The organism is Nostoc sp., assembly GCF_036917815.1.
GTDB lineage: Bacteria > Cyanobacteriota > Cyanobacteriia > Cyanobacteriales > Nostocaceae > Nostoc.
This window is the reverse complement of record NZ_JBALEK010000041.1, coordinates 70,829-84,215: the sequence shown is the minus strand read 5'-3', so window position 1 is coordinate 84,215 and position 13,387 is coordinate 70,829. Positions and strand designations below refer to the sequence as shown.

At 40.6% G+C, this 13,387-nt stretch carries 12 protein-coding genes; 6 read left to right on the top strand and 6 right to left on the bottom strand.

Annotated features, from left to right (window positions below; translation table 11 throughout):
- Window positions 1-131 precede the first annotated feature (131 nt).
- The 3 genes from lptC to metG all read right to left on the bottom strand — a co-directional run bounded on the left by lptC (window position 132) and on the right by metG (window position 3,760).
- Window positions 132-1,361, bottom strand: coding sequence for an LPS export ABC transporter periplasmic protein LptC (gene lptC, locus V7K97_RS11305; protein ID WP_334801005.1), 1,230 nt, complete (start codon window positions 1,359-1,361; stop codon window positions 132-134).
- Window positions 1,361-1,990 (bottom strand): LabA-like NYN domain-containing protein, encoded by a 630-nt coding sequence (locus tag V7K97_RS11300; protein WP_334801004.1) that lies wholly within the window; start codon window positions 1,988-1,990, stop codon window positions 1,361-1,363. Before V7K97_RS11300 ends, lptC begins: the two co-directional genes overlap by 1 nt.
- Before the next feature lie 165 nt (window positions 1,991-2,155).
- Window positions 2,156-3,760 (bottom strand): methionine--tRNA ligase, encoded by a 1,605-nt coding sequence (metG, locus tag V7K97_RS11295; RefSeq protein ID WP_334801003.1) that lies wholly within the window; start codon window positions 3,758-3,760, stop codon window positions 2,156-2,158.
- A gap of 552 nt (window positions 3,761-4,312) precedes the next feature.
- On the opposite strand from metG, the gene V7K97_RS11290 reads away from it, so the two are divergent.
- Complete coding sequence (locus V7K97_RS11290; protein ID WP_334801002.1) at window positions 4,313-5,038, top strand: lysophospholipid acyltransferase family protein; 726 nt, start codon at window positions 4,313-4,315, stop codon at window positions 5,036-5,038.
- A 238-nt stretch (window positions 5,039-5,276) separates the two neighbouring features.
- Window positions 5,277-6,092 carry an alpha/beta fold hydrolase gene (locus tag V7K97_RS11285; RefSeq protein WP_334801001.1) on the top strand — a complete coding sequence of 272 codons (816 nt, stop codon included), beginning with the start codon at window positions 5,277-5,279 and terminating at the stop codon, window positions 6,090-6,092.
- A gap of 169 nt (window positions 6,093-6,261) precedes the next feature.
- Here the strand turns inward: V7K97_RS11285 and V7K97_RS11280 are convergent, their stop codons facing one another.
- Entirely contained in the window at window positions 6,262-6,528 is a 267-nt protein-coding gene (locus V7K97_RS11280; protein ID WP_334801000.1) for a hypothetical protein, read from the bottom strand.
- A 224-nt stretch (window positions 6,529-6,752) separates the two neighbouring features.
- Here V7K97_RS11280 and V7K97_RS11275 point away from each other — a divergent pair, with 224 nt between their 5' ends.
- The 3 genes from V7K97_RS11275 to V7K97_RS11265 all read left to right on the top strand — a co-directional run bounded on the left by V7K97_RS11275 (window position 6,753) and on the right by V7K97_RS11265 (window position 10,109).
- Entirely contained in the window at window positions 6,753-7,604 is an 852-nt protein-coding gene (locus V7K97_RS11275) for an AAA family ATPase (RefSeq protein ID WP_334800999.1), read from the top strand.
- A gap of 200 nt (window positions 7,605-7,804) precedes the next feature.
- Complete coding sequence (locus V7K97_RS11270) at window positions 7,805-8,776, top strand: tetratricopeptide repeat protein (protein ID WP_334800998.1); 972 nt, start codon at window positions 7,805-7,807, stop codon at window positions 8,774-8,776.
- A 154-nt stretch (window positions 8,777-8,930) separates the two neighbouring features.
- Window positions 8,931-10,109, top strand: coding sequence for an EcsC family protein (locus tag V7K97_RS11265; RefSeq protein ID WP_334800997.1), 1,179 nt, complete (start codon window positions 8,931-8,933; stop codon window positions 10,107-10,109).
- Between the two features lie 168 nt (window positions 10,110-10,277).
- On the opposite strand, the gene V7K97_RS11260 is transcribed toward V7K97_RS11265, so the two are convergent.
- Both V7K97_RS11260 and V7K97_RS11255 read right to left on the bottom strand, forming a co-directional pair.
- The gene (locus V7K97_RS11260) at window positions 10,278-11,198 is read right to left on the bottom strand and encodes a pentapeptide repeat-containing protein (RefSeq protein ID WP_334800996.1); all 921 of its coding nucleotides are present in this window, start codon (window positions 11,196-11,198) and stop codon (window positions 10,278-10,280) included.
- A gap of 182 nt (window positions 11,199-11,380) precedes the next feature.
- A complete protein-coding gene (locus tag V7K97_RS11255; RefSeq protein WP_334800995.1) occupies window positions 11,381-12,202 on the bottom strand; it encodes a pentapeptide repeat-containing protein in 822 nt (273 codons plus the stop codon).
- A gap of 1,048 nt (window positions 12,203-13,250) precedes the next feature.
- On the opposite strand from V7K97_RS11255, the gene V7K97_RS11250 reads away from it, so the two are divergent.
- The gene (locus V7K97_RS11250; protein ID WP_334800994.1) at window positions 13,251-13,379 is read left to right on the top strand and encodes a hypothetical protein; all 129 of its coding nucleotides are present in this window, start codon (window positions 13,251-13,253) and stop codon (window positions 13,377-13,379) included.
- The last annotated feature ends 8 nt before the right edge of the window (window positions 13,380-13,387 follow it).

Sequence of the window (13,387 nt, the reverse complement as noted above, 5' to 3'; positions counted from 1 at the left end):
AAAATTTATTTGCGGGGAGTGGGGAGTGGGGGGATGAGGGGGATGAGGGGGAGTTGGAATTTTGTTGATCTCTCTCAAAGAATCGTTCATCTAACTCAGACACTCCCGACTCCCGACTCCCCCTAACTCCACTACTGACGATTGGTTTTTTCTTGGGGAATAATTTCTGTTACTACCCTACCGCTAGAACTGCCACCTTTGACAACAATATTTTCTGTTTGCAGATTACCAAGGGCTGTTTCACCTGTAAAATTTAACGGTGGATCAACTTGCCGATAAGTTACATTTCCCTGAGCTTCAACTAACTTATTATCTAGATACCAAGTTAGTGTATTAGATTTCAGAGACTGGCGACGCTGACCAATGGCGTTGACATTACCTGTTAAATAAACCGTTTTTTGCGGTATTTTCATTTCACCTTGATTGGCGGTAACAGTAAGATTTTCGACACGCTGGAACATCCGCACGGGGGAATTTGTAGTGACAGTTTCTGCGTTCATGTTCCAGGTCATAGAGTTACTAGCTATTTGCACTGGTGGGTCTAGTAATTCTAATTGAGCATTCTTTTGAATAGTGGCAACTTTCGTTTTTAAGTTGACTTCGGCAGAATCTCCCTTGCCCCGATCGCTAATTTTATTATCTTTGTAGCGATCAATTTGTATGGGGCGATCGCCAATCAGTTTTTGTTCTTTAATATTCCAGATTAAATGCTCGGTTCTTATTTGCATCTGGGGATCAGTAGAATTCGCTACTACCCCTCCAGAAAATTCCATGCGCTGTTCGCGGGTTTTAACTCGCGCTTCCTGCGCCACTGCTTGTAGTTGTTTATGAGTACCCTTGATCTGGTCTCGGACAATCAACAAATCTTCTTGAGGTCGCCATTCTAATTCATTGCCTTGCAAGACAATTCCATTGCTAGGATCTGTGGCAAATATCTTACCTTTAAGAAACAATTGCTTTCCATCTTGTTGAATGTCTGCTACATCTCCCTTGATTTGGTAAACCACTTTGCCATCTTGGTATAGTTCACCATAAGGACTTTCAGCCTGACCAATTTCTTTTTCTTTAGTATATTTTGCCCGTGTAGCCCTGACTTTCCAAATCGGTCGTCCTACTTCATCTGCTTGTTCTAGGGTGACACCAAAGAAAGTCAAATTGCTATCTTGAGCAGATGATCCCCCAGTATTTTGTTGAGAAGCTGGGGGGGATTTCCCCCCACAGGCAACTAAACCAAATACCAAGAAAAAGGTCAAAGGTAAAAGAAGGAAGGAGCGAGTGGAAGAGAAATTTTGAATTTTGAATTTTGAATTTTGAATTTTTCTTACCCCCTCTCTCCCTCTTTTATAAAATTGATACGCCATTATTCTTGGATTTCTAGGTGTCCATCACTAGTTCTTGAATCTTCCAAAAAACCGATCCCAGATAAGGGTCGATATGGATAGCTTTGGCGAGGGGTTTTTTGAATATCCTCTTTGATGGCTTCTAAATCAATGTAGCGATCGCTGACATTAATTAAGCTATCGCTGGTCATGGAACGCAAACTCACCACTTCTACCCGCACGCCACGATAGCTGACTGAATTGACCGCATAAGCCAGATCCCCATCACCGCTAACTAAAACTGCGGTATCATAAGAGTCTACTAGCGCCATCATATCTACAGCTATTTCTACATCCAAGTTAGCTTTTTTAGAGCCATCTGGTAGTTGTACCAAATCCTTCGCAATGACTCGATAGCCGTTGCGACGCATCCACAGCAGAAACCCTTGTTGTTTCTCGTTTGTCCGGTCTACACCTGTGTAGAAAAAAGAACGCAGTAGTCTAGAACCTCCAGTTAATCGACACAATAGCTTGGTGTAGTCGATTTCAATCCCTAGTTGCAGTGCGGCGTAAAATAGATTTGAGCCATCGATGAATATGGCAACCCTACCCCGATTCTCCAAAACTTGTTCTGGCGTAAAGATTGAATCGTTTTCCAAATTATGCAACATTGTTGTGATACCTCAATTTTTATCCCTGTTATTTTTGATACAAAATACCAACTTTTAGATGCTAGTCACAGCGGCTTATGATAATGTTCCGGGGCTAATTAAGTTGAGCCACGATAAATTTTTTGAGAGAATAAGAAATTGAACAAAATCAGAGTTTGATAAGGACTAATCGTTTTTCGGGGATTCTATTCGCTGAAAAACCGGTTGGTGTCTACCCAAAGGTTGTTTACTAGATAGTATTCCCCATGTAGCATGGATGGTAAAAGGAGCGGTAACTGAACTTTCTTTTTGCTCGTTAAAGTTTATTCCAAATCCCAGCTGCTGATAAATATCGCTACTGATGTTCGGAATAATTGGGGATAGCAGATAAGCTGCTAGTCTAACTGATTCTAGAACTGCGTAGAGAACCTTTTCCACCGACTCCTGCTGTCCCTGTTTATATAATGACCAAGGAGCTTGTTCATCAATAAATTTATTACTGGCTTGCGCCAGTGAAAGGATAGCCTCACAAGCTTGACTGAAAGCTAGCTCCTGGTATGCTTGTCTCACCTTTTCCCCTAGACGTAAACCAATTGCTTTCAAAGGATTTTCGTCAGGAATTCCTTCATTGCCGATTGATGGGACATTATTCTCAGCGCAGTATTTCTTCACCATGCTCAAGGTGCGATTGAGCAAATTACCTAAATCATTTGCTAAATCTGCATTTAGAACATTAATGAACCTAACTTCATTAAAATCTCCATCCTTGCCAAATTCGATTTCCTTAAGGAAGTAATAACGAACGGCATCACTACCATAACGCTGAACTAACGCAACAGGATCAAGGGTGTTACCCAGACTTTTGCCCATCTTTAGACCATCTTTGGTCAAAAATCCATGCCCAAATACTCGTTCTGGTAATGGTAAACCAGCCGATAACAACATTGCAGGCCAATAAACTGCATGGAAACGGAGAATATCTTTACCAATTAGGTGCAGGTTGATTGGCCACCATGTTTCTAAAGCATTTGCTAAAGTCGGTTCTGCATCTGGTTCTAGTAATGCTGTGACATAACCTAGCAGCGCGTCAAACCAGACATACAGGGTGTGCTTGGGATCAACTGGTACGGGAAAACCCCAATTTAGATTTACCCGCGAAATGGAAAAGTCTTGCAGCCCTTGATTGACAAAGCTGAGGACTTCATTACGCCGACTTTCTGGTTGAATAAAATCAGGTTTAGATTGATAAAATTCTGTCAGTTTATTTTGATATTTGGATAAGCGGAAAAAATAGTTTTGTTCGTCTCGCCACTCCACTTGTTTGTTAGTATGAATCGGGCAACGGTGTCCTTCTAACAGATCCCGTTCTTCTTTGAATTCTTCGCAGGATACGCAGTACCAACCTTGTTGTTGTCCCTGGTAAATATCACCAGATTTCCAGACTCGCTCAAAGAATTCTTTGACGATCGCTTGATGACGAGGTGCAGTAGTTCGACTAAAGCGATCGTATTGAATGTCTAGTAACTGCCATAAACTCACGAAGCTAGGGACAATTTCATCGCAAAATTCTTGTGGTGCTTTGCCTAAACTTTCTGCCGATCGCTCAATTTTTTGTCCATGCTCATCTGTACCTGTAATCAGTAATACCTGATGCCCTAGCAGCCTGTGAAATCGCGCCACTACATCTGCTGCGATCGTTGTATAAGCACTGCCTATATGGGGGACATCGTTTACATAATATAACGGTGTTGTCAGTGCAAATGTCAATTCTTTTTTATTCACTAGATTCATGCAAAATAAAAATTAAGTTATTAAAACGTTTTACATCTTAGCTTTTGTTGGCAAAACCAGGCAATTATACAATAATATTCCCGTTTTTTCCAACAATCTCTTAATATTAGCAAATTTATCAGGTGAAGAATTGTTTTGTAATATGCAGCCAATTCAACTCATTTTTGCTTAAAAGATGGAAATTAGCTAATCATAATTTTTTTGAATAGTTACTATTAGATAATATTGTGATCGAGAACACATAACCGAGAAGGCAGAAAATATAGCTGACAATTCAGCAGTATCTGGAAAACCTCACTTCTATTTCTCTCTTCCTTTAAGGAGAGAGACTTTGAATTTTCCCCCTTCCCGCACTTCGTGCCGCTACGCGAACGTAGGGAAGGGGGTTAGGTCAATCGTTAGCTTTTCCACATAACGTCAAAAGTCAGAAAATATAGCTGCTTTTGGAGATGAGATATTTCTATCTTAAGACGGTCATGGCTATAGTAAAGAAATGTAAAAATTAATTTAAGATAGCCTGCCATATTTACCAGAAAAATATATTGATGAAGTATGAGTCGAAATAGCCCCCTAGAGATTTCTCGCGCTTTGGTGGCGGCACTCTCAACGCAAATGTTTCGCTATTATGAGGATCGCATTCCCCAGGATGCCAGCGTGTTGGTAGTTAGCAATCACCACAGCTTTATGGATGCACTAATTTTAATGGCGGCGTTATCGAATCCGATTCGCTTTGCTTGTCATCACTATATGGGACAAGTGCCAGTAATGCGGGAGATTGTCACCGGTCAATTGGGGTGTTTTCCCCTGGATCAAAATCAAAACCGCCTGCAAAGCTTTTTTTCGCAGTCACAAGTGCTATTGCAGTCGAAGCAGATGGTGGGAGTATTTCCAGAAGGGACTGAACCAATGGTGAAATTTACTCAGCCAAATCAGGTGGGTGAGTTTCATCGGGGATTTGCTCACTTGGCGTTGCGAGCGAATGTGCAGGATTTAGCTATTTTACCCATCGCGATCGCCTCCTTAGAAGAGGTAAACACCAATGGCTTACCCTTAAGGCTTTTGAGTCTATTTGACCCTTCAGAACCTTTATTTAACCAAGGTGGTTGGCATCCTGTGGTGATTTATCGTCGGGTTGCGGTGTTAATCGGTCGCCCTTATTGGATTACACCCCAACATCATCAAAAATATCACGGCAAACAGGCCAGAACTGTTGTGGCTGAACTGACAGAACACTGTCATGGTGAAATTAGCAATTTACTGCGCCAAGGTTGCTATTAGGGACTTCCAAATAAAAAAATATCCCAAAACTTAGGCAAAAACCCTCTGTATCTCTCCTCTCTCTGTGTCTCTGTGGTAGCCTGCGGCAAGCCGCTTTGCGTCTACGTTTCTTTGGATAATTTATTTCTTGGAAGTCCCTTAGAAGCATTGGATTTGGGATTTTGGATTGTTGGAACAATCAACAGTTCAAAAATTTTATACCATTAACAAATGACCATTGACTACTGACCAATGACCAATGACTATCTCTGAAGTTGAGCTAAATCCTTGTTTCCTGACTCCTGAACGAGTACAGCCAGAGTATCCGCTATTGGTATATTTGCCAGGAATGGATGGAACTGGTCAACTATTGCGATCGCAAACCGTTGGATTAGAAGCTGGCTTTGATGTCCGCAGTTTGGCGATCCCCAGAAAAGACCTTAACACTTGGGATGTGTTAACTAAGAGTGTATTGGACTTGATCGACGCCGAATTAGAAAAAAGCTCTCAGAGGCCAGTTTACCTGTGTGGTGAGTCCTTTGGTGGTTGCTTGGCAATGAAAGTGGCGAGCCAAGCGCCGCATTTATTTAAGCGAATTATTCTAATTAACCCAGCTTCATCCTTTCATCTTCGTCCTTGGTTAAGTTGGGCATCGCAACTAACTTACTTAGTACCATCAGGATTGTATGATGTTGGCGCATTGGGGTTGCTGCCGTTTTTAGCATCTTTGCCACGCATTTCTCGGAGCGATCGCCACGATCTGCTGAAAACTATGCGTTCTGTCCCATCAGAAACCGTTCTTTGGCGGTTGGCTTTACTGCGAGATTTTCATGTTGATGAGGAAAAGTTAAGCCGTTTAACTCAACCAGTTTTGTTGATTGCCGGTGGTAGCGATCGCCTTTTGCCTTCTGTAACTGAAGTGAAGCGGATAGGGAACATCTTACCAAATAATAAGATTGTGGTGTTGCCCCATTGTGGACACGCTTGCTTGCTAGAGCAAGATACTAATCTCTATGAAATTCTTAAGGATAACGACTTTTTAGAAAATAAAGCTGATAAGCTAAACCACATCTAGTTTGCATATCTACAGTTTATATAATTCTTGTGGGGTGGGTAACATGAGCGCCCTAATTATGCAAGTTAAATTTGGAACAGCTTATCGGTACGAGGGCTAGAGGTGAAAGGATATGGTGAGGGGCGATCGCTCTACGAGTGCAAATCGTCCACAAGCATTAGTACTTTAACTACTCAAAGCTATCTGGTTTCAGAACTTGCATTAGGAAAGCGATCGCTCTTTTGCCAAAACGGGTAGGCTTGCTTTCAGAAGCAGCTGATTTTTCAGAAGTATACGACTTTTGCTGTAACATCACAGGGCGCAAAACCCAGAGTAAAATTGCGATGCTCAGGATAATCGCAGATGGACTGTTACTCTGCAATAACGGAATTGGATCAAACGGTATACTTGTTGTGCTTGGTTGGCTGGTATGAGTCTTGATTTGTGATTGAGACATGGGGTTCTTTCTCCTTGACTTTCGATATCTCTAGTTTCATAGAGATACCCATACTCAAAAGCCCCACTTTTAGCTCACCCTTGCCACTAATACATAAATTGAGCCGAAAGTGAGCTAAAACCAGCAGATAATCTGCTAAGTAAATCTACTATCAAAAATCTGGAAAGCGGTGTCTGGAAACGGTAGCTATTGATATCTATCTACAAAAGCGATCGCACCTAAGCATGGCAATTTCTTGCAGAGCATCTAAACAAGGGCTAAAAATCATTGACCAGGCAAGAAAAAACAAAGCCTGGGATGCAACAGCTGTTGCCTGGTTTGATGCTGCCCAAACTTCCAAAGCAACTTTAAAGCGGTTTCGACAAGGAAAGTCTATTCAGAAAGATACGTTTATCTTGATTTGTCAAGCTGTAGGGATAAACTGGGAAGATATTGTTGATAACAGTCCACAATCGCAGCCAGATTCCAGACCAGAGTTTTTTGTCTATGACCCTAACTGGGTAGGTCGAGAGCAGCTAGTTAATGAACTGAGCGAGAAGCTTCGAGGATCGTGTCGCCTATTGCTGATCCTGGGACTCACGGGAATCGGTAAAACGGCTTTGGCTCAAAGATTGGCAGTGGAGTTACAAGACTGGCTTTCTGGAGACTGGAAAAAAAAGTTCAAGAGAGTGAATTTTGACAACGAGAACACAGCCATAGACTTTGCTAGTGTCGCTGCTAGATGGCTCGAAGAGTGCGGAGAAAAACTCTCAGCAGAAGATAAAAAGCCAGAACGATTGTGTCCGAAGTTAGTCAAATACTTGCAAGAGAATCAGGTGCTAGTGTTGATTGATTCTCTAGAAGCACTATTGACGGGAAATGAAGAAGAAGGCTGGGGAGATTTTGCCGATGAGTGGTGGGAAAAATTCTTTGTCAGCTTGTTGTCAGCAGAATCTTGTCAAAGTCGATTAATTGTAACTTCACAGGATTTGCCAGTGAAGTTGGTTGACTATCGCTACAAACTTGTTTGCCATAGCCAAGTACTCTATGGACTAGACGAATCAGTGTTGAGGATGAGCCACCGCCTGATGCTATAAACTTAGAGAAAGTTCATCGCTATCTAGAAGCATTTAACCACCTTAGCAAAGTTCAGAACTGGGAAGCATCTGGTAAAGTACTATTAACTCGTCTTGATACTCCAACTAAACAGTTATTACATGATCAGCTAGGTACTTGGGGATACTATAATGAGCAAGTTTATTTGTATGAACCACTTATAAAAAATTGCGATTTAATCTTGAAAGTTATTGCCTTAAACGGAATAGCTATGTCTTACCATGCTCAAGGTGAGTATTCAAAGGCTATTGATTATTTAGAAGAAGCTTTAAGAATTAGATTTAAAATATTCGATGTTCAAGGTATAGCTATGACTGTTGGACATCTGGGAATTGTTTATGATTCTTTAGGATACTCTGATACAGCAATTCAATGTCACCAAATACATTTAAATACTGCACAGAATATTCAAGACCGTGAAGGTGAAAGTATGGCTCTGGGAAACTTGGGAAATGCTTACATGACATCAGGAGATTCTATAAAAGCAATTCAATACCATCATCAACATTTAGTGATAGCACGGGAACTACAAGACAGACGAGGAGAAGGAAATGCACTAGGGAGTTTAGGAAGCATTTACAATTCTCTGAGGTATAGTAATACTGCGGTTGAATATCATCGGCAACGCTTGTTAATTGCTGAAGAAATTCAGGATAGTGCAGGTGAAATTGGGGCTTTAAACAATCTAGGACTTGCTTATGAGATTCAGGGAAATTGTAAGAAAGCTCTTAAATATTGTAAAAAGGCTTTACTGCTTGCACAGGAAGTGAAAGATCCTTATAGCCAGGGTAAAATTTTAGCAAATTTAGGAACTATTTATCGTAAGTTGGGAGAATATGTCAAAGCAATTGATTGTCTTCAACAGTGCATCAATATTAAGAAAAAACTCCAAGACATTAGAGGTGAAGGATATGCACTAAAGCATCTGGGTAATGCTTATTATTGCCAGGGAGATTATATAAAAGCCATCGAAAGCTATCAAAATAGTTTAAGTATTATACGGAAAATACAAGATGAAGAAGCTCATGAGCAGATTTTGATATATTTAGGCATGGTTTACTGTGCTTTGAAAGATTATGAAAAAGCGATTACCTACAATCAGCAACATCTAGCCATTGTAAGTAAGTCGGCTTCAAAAAATCAACCTATGTAACGAATCAGAACCTCAGTCACCCTTTGCACGTCTATAGTTAAGACCCAGAATAATTCCTATTTGCTCTGACGAATTGTACTTTTGGAGAGATGTCAAGCCGCTCATATTTCGCTACAAGTTGAAAGAGAGAGGCTTTACAGGATGGTGTCAAGCAATGGTAGAGAAACCCCAAGAAATAGAGGTGAATAAATTAGTTAATTCACCCAGAGAAACTTCAGAAGTAGGAATCCAGGCTCAATCATCAGTAGAAAATGAACCGTCTACATTAGAGTCTTTTATTCAAACTATTGCTCACACTGGCCAAGCAATTTTAGGCACAGCAGTATTGGTAGGAGAAGCTACAGCGAAAGAAACACACAAGTTAATTGAGCAAACAACTCAAACGAGCGGACAGGTTGTGAATCGCCTCAGCGAAAATTGGCTGATTAGAAAACTATCTGGAGTATTAAATCTAAGTTGGCTAATTGGTACTACTAACCTTGTTGATTTGGAAAAAGCAGAAGCGGCAGTAAACAAGCTTAAGCAAAAGTATCCCCATGAATCACCCAGCCATATTGCTCATCGAATCATTGTGGAAAAAGCAACTCAAGCAGCCACAGTTGGATTAGCAACTAGTATTTTGCCAGGAATCGCAGTTGCATTGTTGGCAATTGATTTAACAGCAACAACAAAATTGCAATCAGAAATGCTTTATCAAATTGCATCTGTCTACGGGCTAGATTTAAAAGATCCGGCGCGTAAAGGTGAAGTTTTGGCAATTTTTGGTTTAGCTTTGGGTGGAGAGCGTCTTTTAAAAGCTGCGGGATTAGGCTTGCTGCGAAATGTGCCCTTGGCGGGTGCGGTAATTGGAGCTAGTTCAAATGCGACGATGATTTATTCATTGGGGTATGCTGCTTGTCGATTTTACGAAGCCAAGCTCGATGAATCAACATCTCTCACATCGCCAGAGACATTGGCAACATTAAAAGCTGAAAGTGAAAAGTATCTGGAAAGTGCGATCGCTCAAGAAGCCGTCATGGATCAAATTTTAGTTCATATAATCCTTGCTAGTCATCCAGAAAAGACTTGGGAAGAAATTTTGCCAGAGTTACAAACTCTAAACCTCAGCCCTAAATCATTGGATGCCATTGCCCAAAATATCAAATCGCCCCAGCCTTTAGATATATTGCTCAATCAGCTAAATCGTGATTTTGCTATACCCTTGTTGGCTCAATGTGAAAAAATTGCCCAGTTTGACAATCAGACTACAGCAGCTGAGCAAGAAATAATCGGAGCGATCGCTAAAAAATTTCACATTGACACAAATGCAATTGGGGCATTGAGCAGGATATAAAAGAGTAATACCAATTTTTTATGAAGCTGCATAGAATTCGATCCCCCCGAGCAAGCCTTAATAAGGGGGGAACCGGAAAAACATCTATCAAAGTCCCCCAATTTATCGGGGGATTTAGGGGGATCAAGATATGTGCAACTTCACATTAAATTGGTATAACTTAATTACTCAGCATTGGTTGGGATTTTCTAAAGGCAAGCCCAGTTGTTTGCGAAATTCTGGACTATAGCAGGCTCCCTCCCAATTTTCGGCTGCTTTTAACTTTTGAAGAGTTAAGTGACGAGTGCTTTTCAGGTTCGCACCCTTGAGCTTGGCACTTTCAAAGTTAGTACTTTCAAAGTTAGTACCTTCAAGGTTGGCATTTTCAAGGTTGGCATTTTCAAGGTTGGCATTTTCAAGGTTGGCATTTTCAAGGTTGGCATTTTCAAGGTCGGCATTTTCAAGGTTGGCGTTGGAGAGCTTGGCACCTTTAAAGTTGGCGTTGGAGAGATTGGCACTTTGAAAGTTGGCGTTGGAGAGCTTGGCACTTTGAAAGTTGGCACTTTGAAAGTTGGCACTTTGAAAATTGGCGCTGGAGAGATTTGCACCCACAAAATTGACATCAAATAAGTCGGCATCTTCCATTTGGGTACTTTGTTTGAGGTCAACACTCTTGAGGTTGGCACGCTCGAGGTCGGCCTGTTCAAAGTTGGCGCGTTCGAGGTCAGCATCTTCAAGGTTAGCACTCTTGAGGTCGGCACTCTTAAGGTCGGCACTGGAGAGATTGACATCTTCAAGGTTGGCATTGCTGAGGTTGGCACTGATTAGCTCGGCACTGGAGAGATTGGCACTCTTGAGGTTGGCACTCTTGAGGTTGGCACGTTTGAGCTTGGCACTGATTAGCTCGGCACTCTTGAGGTTGGCACTCTTGAGGTTGCTATCTTCAAGATCGGCACTGGAGAGATTGGCACTCTTGAGGTTGGCACCTTCAAGGTTGGTATCATTCAATGAAATATTATTCAGGATGTTGCCAGCCTTAACCAGTTTTTCCAATGCTTTAATTCTTTCCGTACTGTCTTTTTGTCCTTGAAGAGCTTCAACAGTATCCAAAAGTTGTTTTATTTCTATCTTTTTATATATAACATTTCCCACAAATATTACTAAAGCCACGAGGATAATAGAAGCAAAACCAATTGAGCTAGAGCGATTATTTTTGATTTCCATAATACTTTGCTAAATAAACTCGAAAGCTTCGCTCTTCAGACACAATTTCAACTGCACAAGAAAATTGGTCAGCATTGGCTGTGATTTGCTGGAGGTAAGCCTAGTTGTTTGCGAAATTCTGGGTCGTAACAAGCTCTCTCCCAATTTTTAGCTGCTTTGAGCTTTTGAAGAGTTAGGTTTTGGGCACCTTGAAGGTTGGCATATTGAAGATTGGCATCTTGAAGATTGGCACCTTGAAGATTTGTACTCTTGAGATCGGCATTTTCAAGGTTGGCATCTTGAAGTTTGGTATATTCAAGGTTGGCACTCTTGATGTTGACACCTTCAAGGTTAGCACCTTGAAGGTTAGCACCTTGAAGGCTAGCACTACTGAAATTGGTACTGCTGAGGTTAGCACCTTGAAGGTGGGCATCTCTGAGATTGACACTGGTTAGATTGGCACTACTGAGATTGGCATTGCTGAGGTTGGCATTGCTGAGATTGGCACTCGTTAGGTCGGCATTGGTTAGGTTGGCACTCTTGAGGTCGGCACTGCTTAGGTCTGCACTCTTGAGGTCGGCATCTTTAAGAGTGGCACGTTCTAGCTTAGTTCCTTTGAGGTCGGCACTCTTAAGGTCGGTATCTTCAAGGTCGGCATCTTCAAGGTTGACACTAGAGAAATCGACATTATTCGATGGAATATTATTCAGAGTGTTATCAGTCTTAACCAGCTTTTCCAGCGCTTCAATTCTTGCTGTACTGTCTTTTTGTTCTTGAGCAACTTCGACAGTATTCCAAAGTAGTTTTATTTGGATCTTTCTCACTACAAAAAATACCGCAAATATGACTAAAGCCACAAGGGGAATAAAAGCGAAACCAATCGGTCTAAAGCGATTATTTTGTATGTCCATAATACTTGATTGAATAAACTCACAAACTAAACTTGATTCTACCAGGTTTATAGTTTCTTCCTTTGGAAATGCCTTGGCTTCATTTAGCTTTTTCTCTGGAGGCAAATAATCCGTTGATTCATTGGCTTGTATTATAGAAAAGCAAAAACTCTTGAATATGACTTAATCACTTCGGTAATTTCACTATTATCAGTTCTGGATTATCCCACAGACTATTAATGGAAGCAACAGTTTCGTTTTAATTGTGCTGATTTCGATAAATAAAGCCTTTCAAAACTCTGTGTTATAGACGGGTTAGCAGGGTAAAACGATATATTCATGGGAAATTAATTAATAAAGCCCCTGGAATACGTAGTGAGGTAATGAGGATAACTTAATGATCGGTAAAAGGCAGGTAATGTCACCTGAGAAAAATCAATAAACGCATTGTAGGTAATACTTGCATATCCAATTGACGAAAATATGACAAAATCATGACGAAAGTGTGGCGATATTGATCGGGCTGTAAACATAAAAAGTAATAAGTCATTGATTTGTTGTATATAAAAATAATCACATTCTGAATGTTTTTATCTAAATGTTGGGAAGTATTGATATTCTAAAAAATGCAGTTTTTATGTCTGATGTGGCGAGATTAACTTCATGTGAACTCCTGATAAAAAGCTATATTAGATAATCCAGGATTTGAGCAGTAATAAATAAACAATTAGTCAAATTTATGAGTTTACCCAGAAAGTTAACATTCATTCATGTCTGTAAGAATATCAGGATTTTTGATATTATAAAAATGTGGTTAAAGACTTGCAAAAAACTCTAATAACAAGTCAAAACCTCCGCGAGAATATCTCTTAAATGAACATTTTTAGTCCTTCCTATTTGTTATAAATGCGAGTAATTTCTAAGTACAGACTTACCTTACAAGTCCGTGTAATACAAGAGTAATTAACTCAATTTCTTTCTCCGTATCAGTAGATGATGTACTTATAGTTCTCAGTATATTCCTCTGGATGGTTTCGGATTGACTACCCCATCGGTAAAGAAGACGAATATGAAGGTTTATTTACACAAGTATGTCGTACCAGCCTACCCTGAATATGTTATTGGCACATCAGCTAAAGAAGACAACTCTCCATTAGAAGAAGTGAATATATCTGCTTCCCCACTCCCCTCACCATGAAACCAGAA